This window comes from Iodobacter fluviatilis (assembly GCF_004194535.1).
In the GTDB taxonomy this organism is placed as follows: Bacteria; Pseudomonadota; Gammaproteobacteria; order Burkholderiales; family Chitinibacteraceae; genus Iodobacter; species Iodobacter fluviatilis_A.
Genome location: NZ_CP025781.1, coordinates 2,557,232 through 2,579,664, shown reverse-complemented (window position 1 = coordinate 2,579,664; position 22,433 = coordinate 2,557,232). Strand labels below are relative to the sequence as shown.

At 47.4% G+C, this 22,433-nt stretch carries 17 protein-coding genes and 1 pseudogene; 9 read left to right on the top strand and 9 right to left on the bottom strand.

What is annotated here, in order from left to right:
• Nucleotides 1–9: 9 nt before the first annotated feature.
• Nucleotides 10–363 (top strand): annotated as a pseudogene (locus C1H71_RS11505) (esterase-like activity of phytase family protein); the annotation flags it as partial.
• Here the strand turns inward: C1H71_RS11505 and C1H71_RS11500 are convergent.
• Together C1H71_RS11500 and C1H71_RS11495 are read right to left on the bottom strand one after the other, a co-directional pair.
• Entirely contained in the window at nucleotides 331–816 is a 486-nt protein-coding gene (locus C1H71_RS11500) for a LysR family transcriptional regulator (protein ID WP_130106670.1), read from the bottom strand. The pseudogene C1H71_RS11505 and the gene C1H71_RS11500 sit on opposite strands and share 33 nt — an antisense overlap.
• Nucleotides 797–2,236, bottom strand: coding sequence for an aminotransferase-like domain-containing protein (locus C1H71_RS11495; RefSeq protein WP_262488278.1), 1,440 nt, complete (start codon nucleotides 2,234–2,236; stop codon nucleotides 797–799). Before C1H71_RS11495 ends, C1H71_RS11500 begins: the two co-directional genes overlap by 20 nt.
• A gap of 131 nt (nucleotides 2,237–2,367) precedes the next feature.
• Between C1H71_RS11495 and C1H71_RS11490 the strand changes: the two genes are divergently transcribed.
• The 6 genes from C1H71_RS11490 to acs all read left to right on the top strand — a co-directional run bounded on the left by C1H71_RS11490 (nucleotide 2,368) and on the right by acs (nucleotide 7,807).
• On the top strand, nucleotides 2,368–2,973 hold the full coding sequence (locus tag C1H71_RS11490) for a LysE family translocator (protein WP_130106669.1): 606 nt from the start codon (nucleotides 2,368–2,370) through the stop codon (nucleotides 2,971–2,973).
• A 9-nt stretch (nucleotides 2,974–2,982) separates the two neighbouring features.
• Nucleotides 2,983–3,675 (top strand): aspartate/glutamate racemase family protein, encoded by a 693-nt coding sequence (locus tag C1H71_RS11485; RefSeq protein ID WP_130106668.1) that lies wholly within the window; start codon nucleotides 2,983–2,985, stop codon nucleotides 3,673–3,675.
• 23 nt (nucleotides 3,676–3,698) lie between these two features.
• Nucleotides 3,699–4,232, top strand: a complete 534-nt coding sequence (locus C1H71_RS11480) for a GNAT family N-acetyltransferase (RefSeq protein WP_223145854.1) — start codon at nucleotides 3,699–3,701, stop codon at nucleotides 4,230–4,232.
• Nucleotides 4,233–4,364: 132 nt separating this feature from the next.
• Nucleotides 4,365–4,502 carry a hypothetical protein gene (locus C1H71_RS20670; protein ID WP_188053218.1) on the top strand — a complete coding sequence of 46 codons (138 nt, stop codon included), beginning with the start codon at nucleotides 4,365–4,367 and terminating at the stop codon, nucleotides 4,500–4,502.
• Nucleotides 4,503–4,639: 137 nt separating this feature from the next.
• A complete protein-coding gene (locus tag C1H71_RS11475; protein ID WP_130106666.1) occupies nucleotides 4,640–5,443 on the top strand; it encodes a class I SAM-dependent methyltransferase in 804 nt (267 codons plus the stop codon).
• Between the two features lie 393 nt (nucleotides 5,444–5,836).
• Entirely contained in the window at nucleotides 5,837–7,807 is a 1,971-nt protein-coding gene (gene acs / locus C1H71_RS11470) for an acetate--CoA ligase (RefSeq protein WP_130106665.1), read from the top strand.
• Between the two features lie 109 nt (nucleotides 7,808–7,916).
• On the opposite strand, the gene C1H71_RS11465 is transcribed toward acs, so the two are convergent.
• The 3 genes from C1H71_RS11465 to C1H71_RS11455 all read right to left on the bottom strand — a co-directional run bounded on the left by C1H71_RS11465 (nucleotide 7,917) and on the right by C1H71_RS11455 (nucleotide 11,478).
• Nucleotides 7,917–8,333: an SRPBCC family protein gene (locus C1H71_RS11465; protein ID WP_130106664.1), complete on the bottom strand. Its 417-nt coding sequence runs from the start codon at nucleotides 8,331–8,333 to the stop codon at nucleotides 7,917–7,919.
• Between the two features lie 190 nt (nucleotides 8,334–8,523).
• A complete protein-coding gene (locus C1H71_RS11460) occupies nucleotides 8,524–9,567 on the bottom strand; it encodes a hypothetical protein (RefSeq protein ID WP_130106663.1) in 1,044 nt (347 codons plus the stop codon).
• A 1,299-nt stretch (nucleotides 9,568–10,866) separates the two neighbouring features.
• A complete protein-coding gene (locus C1H71_RS11455) occupies nucleotides 10,867–11,478 on the bottom strand; it encodes a hypothetical protein (RefSeq protein WP_130106662.1) in 612 nt (203 codons plus the stop codon).
• Nucleotides 11,479–11,760: 282 nt separating this feature from the next.
• Between C1H71_RS11455 and uvrB the strand changes: the two genes are divergently transcribed.
• Both uvrB and C1H71_RS11445 read left to right on the top strand, forming a co-directional pair.
• A complete protein-coding gene (uvrB, locus tag C1H71_RS11450; RefSeq protein ID WP_130106661.1) occupies nucleotides 11,761–13,776 on the top strand; it encodes an excinuclease ABC subunit UvrB in 2,016 nt (671 codons plus the stop codon).
• A 588-nt stretch (nucleotides 13,777–14,364) separates the two neighbouring features.
• On the top strand, nucleotides 14,365–16,437 hold the full coding sequence (locus tag C1H71_RS11445) for a prolyl oligopeptidase family serine peptidase (protein ID WP_130106660.1): 2,073 nt from the start codon (nucleotides 14,365–14,367) through the stop codon (nucleotides 16,435–16,437).
• 81 nt (nucleotides 16,438–16,518) lie between these two features.
• On the opposite strand, the gene C1H71_RS11440 is transcribed toward C1H71_RS11445, so the two are convergent.
• The 4 genes from C1H71_RS11440 to C1H71_RS11425 form a co-directional block, all read right to left on the bottom strand.
• The gene (locus C1H71_RS11440; protein WP_130106659.1) at nucleotides 16,519–18,441 is read right to left on the bottom strand and encodes a PAS domain S-box protein; all 1,923 of its coding nucleotides are present in this window, start codon (nucleotides 18,439–18,441) and stop codon (nucleotides 16,519–16,521) included.
• Nucleotides 18,442–18,568: 127 nt separating this feature from the next.
• Nucleotides 18,569–19,129 (bottom strand): elongation factor P, encoded by a 561-nt coding sequence (gene efp / locus C1H71_RS11435; RefSeq protein ID WP_130108213.1) that lies wholly within the window; start codon nucleotides 19,127–19,129, stop codon nucleotides 18,569–18,571.
• A gap of 37 nt (nucleotides 19,130–19,166) precedes the next feature.
• Nucleotides 19,167–20,306: an elongation factor P maturation arginine rhamnosyltransferase EarP gene (gene earP / locus C1H71_RS11430; RefSeq protein ID WP_130106658.1), complete on the bottom strand. Its 1,140-nt coding sequence runs from the start codon at nucleotides 20,304–20,306 to the stop codon at nucleotides 19,167–19,169.
• Nucleotides 20,303–22,099 carry a monovalent cation:proton antiporter-2 (CPA2) family protein gene (locus C1H71_RS11425; protein WP_130106657.1) on the bottom strand — a complete coding sequence of 599 codons (1,797 nt, stop codon included), beginning with the start codon at nucleotides 22,097–22,099 and terminating at the stop codon, nucleotides 20,303–20,305. Before C1H71_RS11425 ends, earP begins: the two co-directional genes overlap by 4 nt.
• Nucleotides 22,100–22,433 lie beyond the last annotated feature (334 nt).

Below are 22,433 nucleotides of genomic sequence, written 5' to 3'. Positions count from 1 at the left end.
CTCGAATACGACCCAGCCACCAAAGCCACCCGTATGTTTACCTACCCGATTGACGCCAACTATGCCAAAAGCAAAGAGCTGAAAATTGGCGACCTGCTGGCAATCTCTGACACGCGCTTCCCACTGATCGAACAAGGCATTCAAAAAGATGGCCTGATGCATCGCAGTATTTATCCGATCGATATCAGCAGCGCCACAGATCTAAGTGGCAAAACGCTGAGCGATAAGAGGGATCTGCAATTTGGCGCGGCAGCCGATTTGGCTAATATCCAAATGGTGAAACGCACTAAGCTCTTTGATTACGATGCGCTCAGTGGCGGCTTTGGCTATTTAGCTGAGAAACCAGTTCAGGGGCAGGCTTAGCGCCTGATCAGGCGTTACGGCTACGGCAAGCGGCATACTCACCAACACATCCAGCTCTTTGCGCTCAAAAGCAGCAAACAGTGTTTGTTTATCGGCCACATCCACCCGCAGCCGCAAACGGGGGTGGCCGCTGACAAAAGCTTCTACCAAACCAATACTGCGTTGCTGCTCGCTTGGCAATACAGGCTTGAGGCTAAGCTGATCCGTTAAACTTAAAATACGCTCGGCATAGGGCAAGAGGGCCTCACCAGCGGGGCTTAAACGTATGCCTCTAGGCGAGCGCAGCAATAAAGATTGGCCTAATTGCTGCTCTAAGCGCTGAATTTGCTGGCTGAGCGCAGGCTGTGTTTTGCCTTGCAAAATAGCCGCCCGATTGATGCTGCCGCTACGCACCATACCGACAAAAGAACGTAGCAAGGCGGCATCCTGCGAATTAAATGCCAACCGCTTCATCCATAATCTCTTGCGCCATTTCGCCCAGCCGCACTAAAGCTTGGATATAGCTTTCATCCAAAGGCTGGCAGCAGGATAAACGCAGTGCCGAGGTATGGCGGCCGCTGGGGGAATACAGCGGGCCGGGCGAGATGCTGATTTTCTCGGCAATGGCGCGATGAAATAACTCAACGCTATCGCAGCTGGCGGGCAACTCCACCCAAAATAAAAAACCGCCAGCTGGCTGGGTGGCGCTGGTGCCCTGTGGAAAATGCTCGGCAATCAGCGCGCGTACTTTATCCACCTGAATGGCGTAGCGGCGTTTGAGCTGGCGTAAATGATGATCGTAACCGCCTGATTCTAAAAACAGGCCCAGCGTTTCGCTCAACACCATAGACTCGGCAACTGAATAAGAAAATTTAAGTTTACGAATCTGCTCGGTAAAACGCCCACCTTCTACCCAGCCAATTCTAAAATCAGGGGCCAGCGTCTTGGTATAACTGGCGCAAATTAACACCCAGCCCTCATCGTCAAACGCTTTTACGACAGGTGCAAAAGCATCACCAAATTGCAATTCGGCGTAGAGCGCGTCTTCAATCAAGGGGATTTGATAACGCTTTAATAGGCCAGCCAGCCGCCGTTTGTTTTCCAGCGGCATGCTGCAGCCTAGGGGATTGTGCACATTGGGCATGGCCACGATGGCCTGCAACTGGCCATCAATCAGTAATTGCTCCAGCGCATCGAGTGACATGCCCGTTTGTGGATCAGTCGGTATTTCAACCGCCTTTAAACCTAGGCTGCTAAACAATGGCAACAAATTAAAGTAGGTAGGCGATTCAATCCCTACAGCGTCTCCACGCACACAGATGGCACGTAAAGATAATTGCAAAGCCTCCATACAGCCATGGGTGAGCACGATGTTTTCAGCCTGCAAAGACATCCCCAGCTCTACACTGCGGCGAGCAATTTGGGTGCGTAATCGCTCTGAGCCAGGCGGCAAAGCATAGCTGCTGACCATGCCAGGATTTTGCCTAAGCACCTGCCCCATAATCCGCGCCAGCTTATTGCTGGGGTAAAAATCGCCCCCCTTGGGGCAGGCTAAAGCCAGATTGATATAACCCGGCGTTTGCTGAGCCAATAAAGCGGCACCGATTAAATCAAGCACCTCACCGGCGGGGCCTTGAGCCTGACCAGGCGCTGCACCTACTTTGCCTGCTGGCAGCATAGGCAGATGGCTGCGTACGTAATAACCGGATTGCGGCCTAACCACCACAAGGCCGCGGTCTTCCAACATTCGATAGGCAGTGAGTACCGTATTCAAAGACAGCCTGCGGCTTTGTGCCGTTTTACGTACCGATGGCAATCTGGAGCCAGGCGGCAAAGAACCGTGGCTGATCGCCAGCGCAAAATCATCTGCCAGCTGCTGATAAAGCGTATCCATTTGCATCATAAGTACCGAGTAAGGCCGCAATGTCTAAATTGTACCCATAAAAATAAGCAAGTAATGCCACTGTAACCTTTATGACGATACTTTTATGATGAATTGTCTTTTACCTACACCGAGCCAAGTCTATGTTTAACCCCGCCTTACTGAGCTATGTCTCGCTGATGTCCGTCACCCCCGGCCCCAATAACCTGATGCTGGCGGCTTCTGGCGGTAATTTTGGCTTTCGCCGCAGCATTCCGCATTTATTAGGCATTAGCATTGGCCACGGCATTCAGGTGTTTATCGTTGGCGTGCTCTTGGCTTGGGTGATGGCCAGTATTAATACAGTACGCCCAATTTTAGGCGTATTTGGCTGCGCTTATTTATTATGGCTATCGTGGAAAATATGGAAAGCCGCATCGCCTGAAGGCAAAGAAGCCGCCAAACCCATGAGCTTTTTAGCCGCAGCGCTATTCCAATGGATAAACCCCAAAGCATGGGTGATGGTGATCAACACCGTGATTCTGTTTTTGCCTGCTGAGCAAAATAGCATGCTCGCCGCAGCGGGCTTAGCCGTTTTATGTGCGGTGATTAATTTACCCTGCATCTGTATCTGGGCATGGCTAGGTGATGCTTTACGCCAGCATTTGCTGATCCCCAAAATATTAAAACTATTTAACGGCATTATGGCCAGCCTGATGGCGATCACGGCATTCTTTTTATTGCATGGTGAGTTGGCTTTGTTAGCTTAGGGGAAAATAATGAAAACCATAGGCATGATAGGCGGCATGAGCTGGGAATCCAGCCAGATTTATTACCAAAGAGCAAATCAGCTCATTAAAGAAAAATTGGGCGGGCTGCACTCTGCCAAAGTAATTCTGCTCAGTGTAGATTTTGCAGAAATCGCAGCACTGCAAAGTACAGGGCAATGGGATAAAGCTGGCGAAATCATGGCTAAAGCGGCTTATTCTTTGCAATTAGCCGGTGCAGATCTCATTATTTTATGCACCAATACCATGCATAAATTAGCTGCTGAAATTGAAGCTAAAATCCAGATTCCATTTCTGCATATTGCGGACGCCACCGCCGCAGCAATTAAAACAGCAGGCCTTAAAAAAATTGCCCTATTGGGGACAAAATTCACCATGGAGCAAGACTTTTACCGTGGCAGGTTAAGCAGGCTGCACCAGCTGGAAGTGATTACCCCAGAAGAAGCTGGCCGTAACAGAGTGCACGATATTATTTATCAGGAGCTTTGCCATGGTCTTGTGAAAGAATCATCCAAGCAAGAATATATTGCCATCATTAATCAATTAATTGAGCAAGGTGCGGAAGGCGTCATACTGGGCTGCACAGAAATTACCATGCTGATTCAGCAGCAGAATGTGGAGATCCCGATCTTTGATACCACCGAGCTGCATATACGCTATGCCATTCATGCAGCCTGCGCCTAATATGCAACTGCTTTGGAATAATGATGAATATAAAACTAAATACACTCAGCTTAAGAGCATTCAGGCCCGATGATTTAGCCTTTGTTTTTTCAGGGCTATCTCACCCCGATGTTATCAAGCACTATGGCATTTCGTACCAAACAGAAAGCGCTTGTGAAGCGCAAATGAGCTGGTATCAATCCATTACCGAGCAAGGCACAGGCTATTGGCTGGCGATTGAATCGGCAGGTACACCGCTGGGCGCTTTAGGGCTGAATAATATCTGCCAGAAAAACAAAAATGCCGAATTAGGCTACTGGCTACTACCCCAGCACTGGGGTAAAGGCATTATGCAGGAAGCATTACAGGGTTTACTCAGTTACTCCTTTAATGAATTAAAACTGCACCGCATCAGTACCGAAGTAGAAATAGAAAATTTAAAATCGCAGCAGCTTTTACAAGCCTTTAATTTTACTTTAGAGGGCATCAGCCGGGAATGCGAAATCAAAGAGGGTAAATATATATCACTGATGAATTATTCATTACTCATCCATGAATTAAAAAACAACAGGCCATAAGATGAGCATCTATTTAGAAACAGCAAGATTAATCCTTAGACCTCTTACCGAAGCAGACAGAGTTTTTTTTAGCCAGCTTCAACAACACCCGGATGTCATGCGATATGTATTTATCTGCCGATGCAAACAGGTTTGGCAATCCTTGGCTATAGCACCCGCTTGCAAGCCTTTAAGCTAATTGCCGAAGGTAAAACCCGCTATCTTCTGATTGAGCAAAATAAATCGCTGAATGATAATGGCAAAGATTTTATTTATTTATGGAAAAAATAAAAGTACAAATTTTAGCGCTCCATTTATATTGGCATACCCTTTATTGCGGCCCATGCAATAACAAAAGGTGCGGATAATGCAGAATTTACATTCGATAAAAAGCTCAAAAATCACTCAATCATTTCAATGAGAAAAAAATGGAAGCTGAAATCAACTACACAGATATAAACCGGAAGATGTGGAATTTGACTGCCGAAATCAATCAGAAAGATGGTTTTAGCGAGCTGCTTAGCGCCATAAAAAACCCAGCGTTCTCAAGCTTTGATGCGGTAGAAAAAGAGCTATTTACTCAGTTTCCACTCAATGGCAAAGACGTACTACAAATAGGCTGCAATAGTGGCCAGGAATTATGCAGCGTAAAACGCGCTGGTGCTGGCCGCTGCGTGGGTGTGGATATTTCTGACTCGTTTATTGAACAAGCCAGAGTGCTGGCCCAGCATGCGGAGCTGGATATCGAGTTTATTTGCAGCAATATTTTTGATCTTGAAAATCAGTTCCAGCGCTCTTTTGATCTGGTTTATATCACGGTTGGGGTATTAGGCTGGATGCCCGATCTGCCACGTTTATTCGCTTTGATCCATTCTTGGCTTAAGCCCAATGGGCAGTTATTTATTTATGAGCAGCATCCTATTTTGGATATGTTGAATCCTATTCCTCCACATAGAATGGATAGCTCTTATTTCCGTACAGAGCCTTTTATGGATGAAATGCTGCCAGAGTATATTGATACCGAAGGCACAGGCAGTGCGCCTTCTTATTGGTTTCCACATACCCTCTCTGACATTATTGGCGGCTGCTTGCAGCAGGGTTTGCAATTACGCCACTTTGCAGAATATCCCAATGAAATATCAGTAACCTACGCCGCATTAGAGCAGCACGAGGCCCGCTTGCCACTCAGCTATAGCTTGATTGCAGAGCGGCTAGCAGCCTTTCGGACTTAGACGGTCGAAGCGAAAAATCGCATGGTCGAGACCAGATTTTGCCGGATTTGCAGCGCCAATAACGAGTTATTGATCAAAAATCTGGTGAAATATAGGCCGATCAGGTGATTTTTCAGCTGACTGATGCTAAGTCCGACAGGCTGCTAGGGTAGCAAATACAAGTATTTATTAGCTCAAGGTCTAATACCGTAGGAGTGGTTTGCGCTCGAATCGCTTTTAACAATGCTTTCGCGGCTGAACCGCTCCTACAAAAAGCCACCATCCACATAAAAACCCTCAGATCAGCCTTTCTGATTCTCCCCATCAAAAAACACGATTGGCCTTGAGTCAGACCGGCTGATACTCTGGCTTCAATCCGATTTTTCTGACTATCTCTGCAAGAAGGAAGCCTAAATGAGCAGCATTGATTCCGTACTTAAGGAAACCCGCCTGTTTCCACCTTCCGACGATTTCCGTACCAAGGCAAATGTATCCGGCATGGAGTGCTATCACACCCTTTGCGAGAAAGCCAATAGCGATTATCAAGGCTTTTGGGGCGATTTAGCGCGCGAGTTAGTCAGCTGGCGCAAGCCTTTTACCAAGGTATTAGACGAATCGAATGCGCCGTTTTTCAAGTGGTTTGAAGACGGTGAAATGAATGTGTCTTACAACTGCCTAGACCGTCATCTTGAAAGCAAAGCGAATAAAGTAGCGATTATTTTTGAAGCAGACGATGGCTCAGTCTCCCGCGTAACTTACCGCGAGCTGTATCACCGCGTTTGCCAATTCGCCAACGGCTTAAAGAGCCTAGGTGTGGTCAAGGGTGACCGCGTTGTTATCTACATGCCGCACACCGTTGAAGCGATTATCGCCATGCAGGCCTGCGCCCGTATCGGCGCAATTCACTCGGTGGTATTCGGCGGCTTCTCTGCGGGCGCGCTGCGTGATCGCATCCAAGATGCCACGGCCAAGATTGTGATTACCGCCAATGAATCGGTACGCGGCGGCAAGGCCACACCACTGAAAGCCATGACCGACGAAGCGCTGGGCATTGGCAACTGCGAATCCGTCGAAAAAGTCATCGTATTCCAGCGCACCGGCACCAAGCCAGATCACTGGAGCGAGAGCAATAATGTTTGGTGGCATCAGCTGGTTAAAGGCCTGCCAGATATTTGCGAGCCAGAATGGATGAACGCCGAAGATCCACTCTTCGTGCTGTATACCTCCGGCTCCACAGGCAAGCCTAAGGGCATTCAGCACTCCAGCGCGGGCTACTTCCTTGGCACGCAAGTATCGATGAAATGGGTATTCGATTACAAAGAAGACGATGTGTACTGGTGCACCGCCGATGTGGGCTGGATTACTGGCCACAGCTATATTGCTTACGGCCCGCTGGGTATTGGTGCAACACAAGTGGTGTTTGAAGGCGTGCCAACCTATCCAGACGCTGGCCGCTTCTGGGCGATGATTGAAAAACATCAAGTCACCACCTTTTACACCGCGCCTACTGCGATTAGGTCCTTGATTAAACTAGGTGGCGATCTGCCTAAGCAATACGATTTATCCAGCCTGCGTCTCTTGGGCACGGTGGGTGAGCCAATTAATCCTGATGCGTGGATGTGGTATCACGAGACCATCGGCGGCGGCCGTTGCCCGATTGTAGATACTTGGTGGCAGACCGAAACCGGCTCGAATATGGTGGCCCCATTACCAGGCGCAGTGGCGACCAAACCGGGCTCTTGCACCCTGCCTCTACCAGGCATTATGACCGCCATTGTCGACGAATCCGGCGCGCCGGTAGAGCCGGGCAAGGGTGGATCATTGGTGATTACTCGCCCATTCCCATCCTTAGTTCGCACCATTTATAACGATGCTACGCGCTTTAAGAGCACCTATTTCCCAGATGAATTTAACGGCAAGTTTTATCTGGCTGGCGATTCGGCTCACTACGATGAGCACGGCTATATCTGGATTATGGGCCGCATCGACGACGTGCTAAACGTATCTGGCCACCGCCTTGGCACCATGGAAATTGAATCGGCTCTGGCCGCCAACCCGCTGGTCGCAGAAGCCGCCGTAGTCGGCAGGCCGCACGACATCAAGGGCGAATCAGTGGTGGCCTTTGTGGTGCTCAAAGGCGATCGTCCTGAAGGCGAAGCTGGCAAGCTGATAGCCAAGCAGCTACGCGAATGGGTAGCGCACGAGATCGGCAAGATTGCTCAGCCCGATGAAATCCGCTTTGGCGACAATCTGCCTAAAACCCGCTCCGGCAAAATCATGCGCCGCCTGCTCAGAAATATCGCCAAGGGTGAAGAAATCACTCAGGATATTTCTACGCTAGAAAACCCAGCGATTCTGGAACAACTGCGCCACAGCGCACTGTAATCAGACGCAAAAATTACTGCTTCACGGCAGCTTTTTAGGCCCCAAGCGATGCTTGGGGCTTTTTTTTAATCTTTGGAATGTATGAATATTTAAAGAGTGCCCCCTTCATTCACACCTGCGACTCTGCCAGCCGTTTCAAAGAAAGCAAGGTTTTAGGCAGCCCCTTACGAACTTGCGCCCCAACGATACGCCCAAGAATAAAAGTTAAAGGCCCAGAGAAAACCACACGGTGCAGCACTTCGGTACCTGCCTCGCTGAGGGACAACTCATGATCAAACACCATTTTAAACAATGGGATTTTGCATTGAACCGTAAATGAGCGATTAGGCGTCAGCGCAGTCAGCTCCATCGGCACTGCATTACCCTTAGTAGGGCAAATACGGCCCTTACTACCAATCGCAAATGGGCCTTTCAAAAACGAGGATTTGGTATCTGGGTCCCAAGTGTTCCAGCGCTCAACATCAGCATAAATAGAGAATATCGTTTCTGGCTTGGCAGACGTCGTAATACGTTCTTCAATTTGCATAATGGCTAGGCTCGCATGGTTTATGGAATAAATGGCATGGACGTATTTACCTGCCCAACCCCTCCCCATCAATATTGGGTAAAAAAAGGGGTTAAGCTCCTTTGAGTATACGCATTACATATTACGTCAGGAGTTATTGATATGCTGACCTTTGCATTTAAAATGTACCCCATAGCCTTACAATCCCCTATCACACCCGCCATTGCCCATCGATATACACATTTTCATCGCCTAAATACACCCCTGTTGCAGCAACAAATACATCGATATGAAAACGCGTGTCTTTGCGTTTAAATTGCGGCTTGTTATAGCTGCCGTGCTTAGCGCCAAGCGAGAGGTGAATGCCACATTGCCGCTCAAACGTGCCGATATCGCTCACGGTGCGCTCGCGGCTAAAGGCTAGATTGAGGCCCAAGCCCAATTCACGCACCCATACTTCGCCTTCAACAGCGCGGATTTTGGCCAGTACTTCATCAAAATACGCCGTACTGTTTTCTACCCCAATCACGCAGCCTTGCTCAACAATCAAAGTAATCGGCAGGGCAGGAAAATTGCAATGAAAGCTGGTATCCCCAAACACAAAAATATCGGCACGGCCGCTCAGCTGCGTTAAATCACGCGCCTCGGTAAACACCTCGCCAATCGGAAACTGCCCGCCAATATGCTTCATCTGGCGATAATCGCCCACATTCAACTTAGCGCCCTCAAGTGGCCCCGCGTAGATCAGCTCATGGCCCTCGCCGCTGCTGATACGCGCATGCGGAGCCACATTCATCCGCGCCTGCAAGGCCGCGCCCGTGCCGCGATAATAGTCGGCATCGTAAGCCAGTGATTCGATATACAAAGGCGCTTCATCCGCCACCATGCGCGCCAAATGCACGTGCTCTATCACTTTTAGCTCTTGATTAAACAATTGCACGCGCAAGCGATAGGCATCGAGGCGAAAATGCGTCGACTGAATCAACACCACCAAGGCCCCCGCAGGCTGAGCATGAAACGCCGCCATCACCGCATCATTATCAACGCTGCTGATTTCAATCACCTGCGCGCTAGGCAAAGCCAACTGATAGCAATCCGCCAACACCTGCGCCAAAGGGCATTCAACATCATAAACAATCAAAGCCGCTTCATCCGCACCGTGGCCAATCGCCACGCTGACAATATCGTGTACATATGTGGCCGCCGCAGCACGGTGCTGAGCATTCAGTTCGCAGTAATGGAGAGCATTTATCATTGGGTGTGCTTCTGTGCGTGATTCAACAATGGCGACAGTTTAATGGATACGCCGCATGGCAGCGAATGCAAAGCAAAATGAGGAATAGGATATGGCACGAAATAACTTCCGAAAATGCCTCCTTAATAAGATCGTCATTCCCGAGTGTTCCCATCGGGAATCCAGTACCTATGCTGGATCCCCGATAAATACATTCGGGGATGACGTATATGTCAATTGGGTAATGAATACAAAAAGGCCTTAGCTCCTTATACATCAACAAGCGCATCCTTATTAACGCTTAACTGCTGCAATAGTTAATAACAGACTGCTTATTGATGCTTATATGCCCTTCTGATCTTCACCCACTTCTCCGAAAAACAGCGGCTCCAATGCAAATCACTCACAAGGCAGTAAGTCGCATGGTTTTGTAGGGTGTCATAAGCTCCGCGTGCGATATTTATATCGCTCAGCGATGGGCGCATTGCACCAGCGATCTAAAACAGAATCAATAACCGCGCCAAATTTCATACGGCGTAATGCGTCTGGAAAAACCCCCAGACTTATTACGCCCTACGAATTCATTACGACTAATGGTCTTAATAAAAAACCATATGGTTAGCAAGTAGCTTGGGCATATTTTATCTGTCAAACGCCTCTCATAAAAGACCATAAAGTAGATGGTGTTGTAGGGTGTCAATAAGCGGAGCGCATTGCACCAGCGATCAAAAGCAGAATCAATGGCCCCATCAAATTCCATACGGCGTAATGCATCTGGAAAAACACCCAGACTTATTACGCCCTACAAATTCATTACGACTTACGGCCTTTTTAGTGCCTACGGCACGTTGATTTTGGAGCGGTAGCCACCGCGGGGGCCTTCCTTTCTTGAACGGCCAAGAAACGAAGCCAAAGAAGGCCGCCCCGACCAGCACGAAAGCCCCTCACTGCGGATAATCGGCTCGGCGAAAAAGGCTGCTCGCTCGCTGCCTCGCTACCCCTTTTCCGAAACCCCGATCCGCTTATTCCTCGCTTCGGCGTGCTTCAAGGGGACTTTAAAAAGCCCTATGCAATGAGCTTAGTTATTATGATTTTTCGCTGTTTGCTAATAAAAAAACTATGTGGTTAGCAAGTAGTTTGGGCATGTTTTATCTGCCCAATGCATCCCAGAAAAGACCATAAAGTAGATGGTGTTGTAGGGTGTCAATAAGCGGAGCGCATTGCACCAGCGATCGAAAACAGAATCAATGGCCGCATCAAATTCCATACGACGTAATGCGTCTGGAAAAGGCCCCAGACTTATTAAGCCCTACAAATTCATTACGACTTACGGCCTTGCTCAAAGTCAGGTTCAACTTCGGGCTTTATTTCTATGTGAGAATAATAGCTTTGTTGATCAGGCCCCCAATCAAAGTATATTCCCGCACTCGGTTTTACCAACGCCATAGCTTGCACCTCACTTATTGCAAGTTCAATGGATGCCAGTTCATGCTTGCTTGACTGCCCGACCAACTTAGCAATGACAGTTAGCTTGTATACGCCTGAATTAAAATTAAAATTAGCTCCATCTTCAGGCAGTAAAAAATGATGATCAAAAATCACGCCCTCTTGCGGTACAAATAGGCCACTACCTCTTTTTAGATTTCCTTTCTCGCCGTAAACCCAAATGTTGAAGTTCTGCTTTGACTCATTGCGATGGAGAGCAACGTGAAGACTCTCCAATACCTGCCCACGTTTGGCTGTGCTATAGAGCAAGGTTCGCAGATAAATCTTATTGCTCTTACTGTCGAATTTAGAACCATCGGGGCCAAAAAATATGACTGTCGGCTGAGTTATTAGTAGCCGCCCCTTACGGAAAAAAGTCAGCCACGCGGTCACGCCTGATACGGACAGAGCGAGACAGGAAATTATGAAGCTAAACCATGGTGACATCTCGAAACTTCCTTAATTGTCAAACCAAACTCAAATAACTTAAGCAATAATATTACACCAAATTGACTTTAAACCACGTTAGCACCAAAAACTCAAACAAAACAACTGAACAATTACTGACACAACTACCAATTTTCAAACAAATGTACTCAGACATGCACTTCTACCCTGCACAATAAATTGCCCCTTCTTTAAAACCCACACCCCTAAACCATTAAAGCGCACGAGCGTTCTATTGGGTAGAATAAGCATACTTCGCCTCGTCAACACAGGATCTTGCCCATGTTTGTCGATTACCCCGGCAGCCCCTATCGCCTGTTTCAGCCATTTGCGCCTGCTGGCGATCAGCCAACGGCCATTGCTCAGTTGCTTGAAGGGCTGGATGATGGTTTGCAATATCAAACCCTGCTTGGGGTAACAGGCTCGGGTAAGACTTATACGATGGCTAATGTGATTGCCCAGTCTGGGCGGCCGGCTATTTTGATGGCGCCGAATAAGACGCTGGCGGCGCAGCTTTACTCGGAGATGCGTGAATTCTTTCCGCAAAATGCCGTTGAATATTTTGTGTCTTACTATGATTATTACCAACCCGAAGCCTATGTGCCCAGCCGCGATTTATTTATCGAGAAAGATTCGGCGATTAATGAGCATATCGAGCAGATGCGGCTCTCTGCCACCAAGGCGATTTTAGAGCGGCCGGATTGTATTATTGTCGCCACCGTCAGCGCGATTTACGGGATTGGCGATCCTAGCTCCTACCATAAAATGATTTTGCATCTGAAAGAAGGCGAGCGCGTTGCCCAGCGCGATATGATTAAACGCCTAACCGCCATGCAATACGATAGAAACGATACCGATTTTAGCCGTGGCTGTTTTCGGGTGCGCGGCGATGTAATCGATATCTTCCCTGCCGAATCGGCCGAATTAGCGCTGCGGGTGAATTTATTTGATGATGAATTAGAAACGCTGCAATTATTCGATCCACTTACAGGCCACATCAAACAGCGCGTGGGCCGCTTTACGGTTTTCCCTAGCAGCCATTACGTCACCCCACGTGAAAAAGTACTGGAAGCGATCGAAACCATCAAGGCTGAGCTGACTGATAGGCTAGCGTTTTATTACAAAGAACACAAACTGGTTGAAGCGCAGCGGCTGGAGCAGCGCACCCGTTTTGATTTAGAAATGCTGATCGAAATGGGCTTTTGTAAGGGCATTGAAAACTACTCGCGGCATTTCTCTGGCAAGCCAGCAGGCTCGGCTCCGCCAACACTGATTAACTATATGCCGCCCAATTCGATCATGATTATCGACGAAAGCCATGTCACCATTCCGCAAATTGGCGCGATGTATAAGGGCGATCGATCACGTAAGGAAAATCTGGTCGATTATGGTTTTCGTATGCCGTCCGCCTTGGACAACCGGCCGCTGAAGTTTGAAGAATTCGAGCAGCTGATGCCGCAAACGGTATTTGTCTCCGCCACGCCATCGGATTACGAAGCCAAGCATCAGGGCCAAGTGGTGGAGCAAGTGGTGCGGCCAACCGGCTTGGTTGACCCGATTATTGAAGTGCGGCCTGTCGGCACGCAAGTGGATGATTTGCTCTCGGAGATTCGCTTACGCACTGATATTGGCGAACGGGTGCTGGTGACCACGCTAACCAAACGCATGAGCGAGCAGCTAACTGATTATCTAAGCGAGCACGGCGTAAAAGTGCGCTATTTGCATTCTGATATTGATACCGTAGAGCGCGTCGAAATCCTGCGCGATTTGCGCCTAGGCGTATTTGATGTGCTGATCGGGATTAACTTATTGCGCGAAGGCTTGGATATTCCTGAAGTATCGCTGGTGGCGATTTTAGACGCCGATAAAGAAGGCTTTTTAAGATCAGAGCGCAGCTTAATTCAAACAATAGGCCGCGCCGCGCGTAATTTAAATGGTAAAGCCATCCTTTACGCCGACCGAATTACCAAGTCGATGGAAAAAGCCATTAGTGAAACAGAACGCCGCCGCGCCAAACAAACGGCATTTAATCTGGCCAATGGCATTACGCCGCGCAGCGTAGTTAAACGCATTAAAGATATGATTGATGGCGTATATAACGAGGAAGAAGCCGTAGCCACAAGATTAGAAATGAAGCGGCAAAAAATGCTCAATGAATTTGACGAAAAATCCCTCGCCAAAGAATTGAAACGTCTCGAAAAAGAAATGATCGATGCGGCGAAAAACTTAGAATTTGAAAAAGCCGCCCAATTGCGCGATCAGCTAAAAATGCTGAGGGATCAAGTGTTTGGGGGGTGATTTAAACCCAAATATTGAAACACGGAGGCCCCAGAGAACACGGAGTTTCACGGAGAAAAAAAAGATTTGAATTAAGTTGTTTTATAGGTTTTAAGTGTTTTTAAAACTCAGCAATTAAGATTCGTATCGCAGCTAGTAGCACGGGGCTTAAATATCCCCTTGAAACACGCCGGAGCGAGGAACAAGCGGGGCGGGGGATCGCTTGGGAGCAAGGTACGAGCCAATCCCGCCCGCCGCCGGCTCGATTGGACCGCAGCAGGAGCCTTCGTGTTTCGTGGGGTCGCCTTCTTTGGCTTCGTTTCTTGGCGAAGCAAGAAAGGAAGGCCCCGCGGTGGCTAACCGCTCCAAAATCAATGTGCCGAAGGCACTAAAAAGGTCTTTTTGACTTTGGTTAGCGCACATGGGGTGCAACCCGCGTATTTTTCAGCATTGCTCGCGGGTTGCGCCCTACAAAACGTACACAGATGCCACTTATTGCTTAATCCCCTCCTGCCTTGGGCAAATATGCTATATTTTCCGACCCGAATGGCATATTTTCGCAAGCCCACCTGCCAGCCTGTTTAATCATTGATTTCAGTAAGGAAGAATATGCAAAAAGTATTACTTTCAATGGCACTGGCCAGCGCCAGCCTGCTAGCCCATGCAGCCAGCGATCAATTTGAATGGCTTGAAGATGTAGCGGGTAAAAAATCATTAGATTGGGTAAAGGCGCAGAATGCCATTAGCCACGGCATGCTAGAAAAAGAAGCTGGCTTTGCTCCGCTCAAAAATCAAGTATTGGATATTCTTAATTCCAAAGAGCGCATTGCCTATGTGAATAAAATGGGCGGCTATTTTTATAATTTCTGGCGCGATGGCGATCATCAACGCGGTATTTGGCGGCGCACGACCTTGGCAAGTTATAAAACAGCCAATCCAAACTGGGAAACCGTATTAGATTTAGATGCATTGGCCAAAGCCGAAAGCGTCAATTGGGTTTATAAGGGCGCAGACTGCCGCTATCCCCAATACGATAGATGTTTAATTAGCCTTTCACGCGGCGGGGCCGATGCGGTAGAAGTACGTGAATTTGATTTAAATAAAAAAACCTTTGTAAAAGACGGCTTTAGTTTGCCTGAGGCTAAATCAGAGCTGAGCTGGCAGGGCAAAGATAGCCTGTTTGTAGCTAGCGATTTTGGCAAAGACAGCCAAACTGATTCAGGCTACCCGCGCATCGTTAAACTTTGGCAACGCGGCACGCCGCTGAGCGCCGCTAAAACAATTTATGAAGGGCAAAAAACAGATATTTCTGTCTCTGCCTTTGTGGCCGAAGAGACAGGCTACCGCCGCGAGATTATCCGCCGTGGCGTTACCTTTTATACCAATGAAACCTATTTACGCAGCGGCGAAAAACTCAGCCGCATTGCGGTGCCAGACGACGCCAATATCAGCTTCTTTGGCCCACAAATCCTGATCACGCTGAAATCTGCATGGACGATTGGCGGCAAGACTTGGCCTAGCGGCAGCCTGATCGCCTGTGATTTTGAAAAGTTCCAAGCGGGCGAGCGTCAATTTACTCAGCTCTTTAGCCCAAGCCCAACCACCGCACTCAATGGCACCACCGCCACCAAAAACTTTCTGATCGTTGAAGCGCTCGATAATGTAAAAGGCCGCCTGACTGAATGGCGCTTTAAAGAAGGAAAATGGTCGCAACGCGCCATTAATGCGCCTGCTTTTGGCACGATCGGTGCAACGGCCATTGATGCGGATAGCACGGATGATTACTTTTTCACCCATGCTGATTTTCTCACGCCTGATTCGCTCTACCTTGCCCATGCAGGCAACGATGAGCGAGAGCTACTGAAGCAGCGCCCTGCTTTCTTTGACGCTAGTAGTATGGAAATCGCGCAAAACGAAGCCGTTTCTAAAGATGGCACGCGTATTCCTTACTTTATCGTCAAGCCTAAAAACTTAAAACTCGATGCCAATACCCCCACGCTACTCTATGGCTACGGTGGCTTTGAAGTCAGCCTCACGCCATATTATTCGGCAGGGGTAGGTAAGGCATGGCTAGAAAAAGGCGGCGTATATGTGCTGGCCAATATTCGTGGCGGCGGTGAGTTTGGCCCGCGCTGGCATCAAGCTGCGCTTAAAGAAAATCGCCAAAAAGCTTACGATGATTTTATCGCCGTGGCAGAAGACCTCGTTGCCAAGAAAATCACCCAGCCTAAAAAGCTCGGCATTATGGGCGGCAGCAATGGCGGGCTCTTGATGGGGGTAATGATGACGCAGCGCCCAGATTTATTTGGCGCAGTGGTTTGCCAAGTGCCGCTCCTCGATATGCGCCGCTTTAATCAGCTGCTGGCAGGGGCTTCATGGATGGGCGAATATGGCAATCCGGATGTGCCTGCCGAGTGGGATTACATCAGCAAATACTCGCCTTATCAAAATATCAAGGCCAAGACGCAATACCCGAATATTCTGTTTACCACCTCCACCCGCGACGATAGAGTCCACCCAGGACACGCGCGTAAAATGATGGCCAAAATGCAAAGCGAGGGCGTTAAATCGGCGTGGTACTTTGAAAATATGGAAGGCGGCCATGCTGGCGCGGCAGACAACAGCCAGAAAGCCGACATGACTGCGCTGGAATACAGCTTTTTGTGGAAGATGTTGAAGTAATCATGGCTTAGGGTAGAGCTGTTTTTAGCCCTACCCTAAAGCTTAGCGAATAAATACTAAGCCATGATATTTTGCAGAAAGCTATTGCACACACACTCTCGATTTACCCGCTCGCTTAGCCTCGTACATTGCGGCATCGGCGGTACTGACTAATTGATTCGGTGTTATTTCAGAGCCCGGCAAATAAAGCGTAATACCAATACTGGCACTCACATGTGCGGTATTCTTTCCAATGAAAATGGGTTCCTGAATACGCAACAGCAGCTTTTCTGCCAATAGCCGCGCATCCTGAACACCCCCACTTAAAAACTCTAAAATCAACGTAAATTCATCCCCAGCCAAGCGTACAACGGTATCTGTATCCCGCACACTTTCGCGCAAACGCTGGGCAACTGCACATAAAACAGCATCGCCCGCTTCATGCCCCTGAGTGTCGTTTACAGCTTTAAAGCCATCTAAATCAAGAAATACAATGGCCAGAGGAATTCGCTGACGATTTACCCTTGCGATCGCATGTGGAATCAGCTCAAACAGCATTCGCCGATTAGGTAGACCAGTCAACACATCATGCCTAGCCTCATGTTCGCGCTTTAATTCTGCCTGCTTGTGCTCAGTAATATCATGCAAAAAAGCACTAAAAATAACGTGCCCTTCAATATGTAAAGCACGAACTCTGACCTCTGTAGGCAACACACTCCCATCACGCCGCAAGGCCATCAGCTCTAGCCGCTGATTAAGCACCTTGTGCTCACCAGAAGCGTGATAACGCTTCATCCCTGCTCGGTGAGCCTCACGCATTTCTGGGGGAATAATCAATTCATCTAGGGCACAGCCAATGGCTTCTGATGCGCTCCAGCCAAAAGTCTGCTCAGCCTGATGATTCCACTCAATGATGACGCCTGCTTGATCCATGCATACATAGGCATCATTGGCACTTTCAATCACCATGCTTAATTCGGCTTCACGCTTACGCAAAACTAACTCTGATTGCATTTTCTGAGCCATAGCTAAAGAAAGCTTTTCATTCGCCTCTTGTAAATCATGAGTACGAGCCAGCACACGTACTTCCAAAGAAAGCCGTAAAGCTGCAAGTGATTCTTCTGCCTCTTTCCTATCTTGCGTGTCTTTAATAATCGACACAAAATAATCAAGCTCCCCGTTCTGGCCCACATACTTGGTCACCACCAAATTCACCCATACCGTACTACCGTTTTTACGGATATAGCGCTTTTCAAGCTGGTAACGATCAATTTTATCAGCTACTAGCTGCTGTAAAAGATGGAGATCAGCGTCGAGATCCTCTGGATAGGTAATATCCTGAAATGTGAGCTGGAATAATTCAGCCTTGCTATAACCAACGATCTGACAAAACGCTTCATTCATACTAATCCAACTGCCATCTGGTGCAACCAAGGCAATGCCCACTCCCGCTCGCTCAAATACAGTACGGAACCGTGCCTCAATAGCCTGAACTTTTTTCTGTGAGTAATTCATCTGGCTGCGTGTCAGCAGCACTGCTTCACGCATTTGCACTTCTTTATTAATCAAGTCAGCTAGAGCAATCAAAATATTTACTTCATCTGGCGTGAGAACACGAGGCTTTGAGTCAATGGCACAAAGCGTACCGAGGGCCAAACCGCCAGCGCTTCGAATCGGCATTCCTGCATAAAAACGAATCTTGGGCTGCCCAGTGACCAAAGGATTATCCGCAAAGCGCTCGTCTTGCGTGGCATCCTGCACAAGCATAGGCCCTCTATTCATAATGGTATGAGCGCAAAAAGCGAATTCACGCGGGGTTTCTGTGGCATCTAGCCCTACTCGGGATTTAAACCATTGCCGGTTCTCATCAACCAAAGAAACCAAGGCAATAGGCACATGCAGGATTTGAGAAACTAAGCGTGTAATTAGATCAAAAGCGGGCTCTGCCTCGCTATCAAGCAGCTCTAAAGCATGTAAAAGATGCAAGCGCTCGGTCTCGTCGGGGGGGATAGGGGGCATGGTCATAAAGAGTGATATCCAATAAGGCTAATACCACTATAGCTATTGCAAGCCAATTTCTCAGATACTTTATTTATTCAAGCATAAAAAAAGCCACCTTCGTAAAGGTGGCTCATTTGATTATAAACGGCGATTAAGCGCGTTTTTTAAATTCATTGGTGCGTGTGTCGATTTCGATTTTGTCGCCGATTTCAATAAATGCAGCAACTGGCAATTCAAAGCCATTTACCAGACGCGCTGGCTTCATTACTTTACCTGATGTATCGCCGCGAACGGCTGGCTCGGTGTAAACCACTTCACGCACGATGGTGGTAGGCATTTCAACCGAAATAGCTTTGCCTTCGTAGAAGGTTACATCGCAAACATCTTGCATGCCGTCTTCGATGAAGTTTAATGTTTCGCCCAGATTATCTTTTTCTATTTCGTACTGTTCGAACTCAGTATCCATAAATACATACATTGGATCAGCGAAGTATGTGTAAGTGCATTCTTTGCGATCTAATGTCACTACTTCAAATTTTTCATCCGCTTTGTAAACGTTTTCTGAAGCAGAAGTGCCCAGCAAGCTTTTTGCTTTTACTTTTACAACAGAAGAGTTACGGCCAGACTTGCTGTATTCGGTTTTTTGAACGACCCAAGGTTGAGCATCAACCATGATTACGTTACCAACGCGAACTTCTTGTGCGGTTTTAATTGCCATTGCGGTGTTTACCTAGAGCTTAAGATGATGGTTAAAATTTAACGCCGTATTTTACCTTGCTATTGACGAATTTGACCAGATTAGTGGCAAGATCCCCTCGCAGTAATAATTGCTCTGCCCAGCCATGAGCGTGGCTCCTAAGGCTAGGAAAGGCGGGCAGAAGCTTATGCCATGCGGCCTGCAGATCACCACCATGATTCCACACCTGCCAAAATGCATTTAAAACTAGCGCCGCTTCACGTGGACAAGTGACTAAATAATGCGTCAAAAACGCATCTAATTTCACCCTATGCGCGTCGTCATCTTGCGGATAAATATGCCAAATCATAGGCAAACCAGCCCACTGCGCCCGCACAAAGGAATCTTCACCGCGCACAAAGTTTAGATCGCAGCTCCATAGCAGCCGATCATAATCATCTTGAGATTGCATTGGCAGCACCGTAAGCGTTAGCGATCCACATACGATAGTTTGCCCAACGCACAGATCCTGCCTAAGCGCGGCGCTGGCCAAAGGCAGCAGCAAGCCTTCTGGCATAAATACTTGCACTGGCCGTGGCGATTGCTGCCAAAGCTGTAATAACTCGGCCAAAGCAGAATTTGCATAGGCAAACAGCGAAATCCTAATGGAGTTCACCTGCGTCATTTGCCACTGCGCCAAATACGCATCAGCATCCGCCTCCGTCCATTCGGCCCTTGCCATCCGCTGTACCCGCTCACCCAAGACCCCACCCGTGCCATCAACAAAGCCAGGAAAGAAAAAAAACTTAGGCAAGCCTTGCGCTGGGGATGGCAGCCCATGACAGCCAATCACCCAATCTTCGGCAGAAAGGTATTCCAAATTGAGCCACACACGATCCCCCAGCGTGGCCTTCATCGCGGCGATATAGCTAGCGGGTAAATCGCAAGCAAAGGCCTCAATCACTACATCACTGGGCTCTAACTCAATAGCAGGCTCGCGCCAGTGCAAGACTTCTACGCCGCGACAGTGCTGCTGGCTTTGATCAAGGGCAATATCGTTTTGAATACGCTGAAAGCTGGCTAAATCATCCACTACCAGCCGCACGGTACAGCCGTATTCAGCGTGTAATTGCCTTGCTAATCGCCAACACACACCAATATCACCGTAATTATCCACCACGCGGCAAAAGATATCCCAACTCTGCGTGCTCATTGATCTGTCACTTTTGCTTCTTCACTTGCATAAACATTTCTATCCGCCATAAACAGATCGTGCATCTGCTTACGATTTTCTTTAGCCAATGCCATTAAGGCCGGCATATCATCTTTATGCTCCAATTGCTCTAATAAAGACGCTTCATCATGGCGCTGAAAAATATCAATCATTCGCTCAGCGTGAGCCGGAGCATAGCCTAAGGCGAGTAAAGTATGCTCCGCAGCTGTTAAGCTGCTCTCCCATACCTCACGAATCACCACATCAACATTTAAATCCATTAAAGACAAAGCATGGGTACGATTGTGCGCTCTGGCTATAATCGTTAAATGCGGGAATTTACGCTTTGCCATTTGGGCTAAATGCAGGGAATCGCTAATATTATCAATAGCAATTAATAAAACACTAGCCTGCTTAGCACCAGCTTTTCTTAATAAATCATAACGCGTTGCATCGCCAAAATAAATTTTATGTCCTACTTTCTTTAAAAATTCAATATGCTCTGGATCTTTATCTAAGGCGGTAAACTGCATACCCTTAGCCGCTAATAATCGCCCTGTAGCTTGGCCAAATCGCCCAAAGCCCGCAATAATAACTTTATTGGTTTCAAATTTTACATTGCTATAATCAACTTTCTTCTCTTTTCCTTTACGCTTAATTAAGGATTCAAACAACATTAGCAGTGGGGCATTCAGTGCCATCGATAAGCCAACAACAATCGTTATTTGCTCGGTCGATTGCTTATCTAAAATATGTAATGACAAAGCCTGCGCCATCACCACAAAAGCAAATTCACCACCTTGTGCCAACATCAAACCCAATCTAAAGCTATGAATCTTAGATTGTCCTGTATACGCAATAATACTGCCAATAACAGAGGTTTTAACCAGTAACAGCAATAAAGCCCCTGCCAATAAAATCCAAGGATCCGCGAATAGAAGATTAAGATTAATGCTAGTACCAATAGTAATAAAAAACAGCCCAAGTAATAAACCTTTAAAAGGCTCAATATCTGCCTCTAATTGATGCCTAAAGCTAGAATTAGCCAGCATAATCCCCGCAATAAACGCTCCCATCGGCATCGATAAGCCTGCATATTCAAAACCTAATGCGGCGCCTAATACGATCAATAATGCTGCCGCAGTCATCACTTCAGAATTGCCATATTTAGCTACAATTCTAAGTAAAGGGTTAAGCAAATAGGTGCCAATAGCGAGGGTAATAAGCACGGCGACTAAGCCCAACCACCAAGGTGCAATATGCCCATTGGCGTTAGGAGCCATTGCTTGTACGCCAAGTAATACCGGAATCACCGCTAAATCTTGCATAAGTAAAATAGAAAAACCAATTCGCCCAAGCGGTTGATTTAGCATACTACGCTCTTTTAATAATTGCACAGCAAACGCAGTAGACGATAAAGCCAACGTAATGCCAATTAAGAATGATAATTTAAAATCAAGACTCAATGCTAAGGCTGCCAAGCCGCCCAAGGCCAAGCCACAAAGCAGCAATTGCGCACCGCCAAGGCCAATGATCTTTTTACGCATTTGCCATAATGATTTTGGGTTTAGCTCTAGCCCCAAAACAAACAATAACAGCACCACACCGATCTCAGCAAAATCAAGCACAGCGGCTGGATCTTCAATAAACCCTAAGAAATAGGGCCCAACCACCACGCCTGCTGCTAAATAACCAAGGATAGAGCCTAAATTAAATCGCTTAAAAATGGGAACTGCAATCACCGCAGCAGCCAATAAGACCACCGAAGTATGTAATAGCTGATTATTCTCCAACGCATCCTTCCTTATTGTTTTCTATTGATGTCAATATAATCGATTGTCTAACCAAAAAAATGCCATTCTGCTCTCTTGCATTTGATCGCCGCAGCATTTATAGCACTTAGCCCATCTCATTGATGCGATAATTTTCCCGATTACTCAAAAAATATTGCACAAACAGGCGAAGTACCAATACTCCTAATTTATTATGTTGTGATTAAAAAACATCGTGCTATCTGTTTAGAAATCATATGAAACTGAGCTAAGAACAAGCTGTGGTTTAAATACAAATTTACATAAAATACTTTGCCCCATCAGCTGCAATAGTCAATTATATGTCATTGCAATA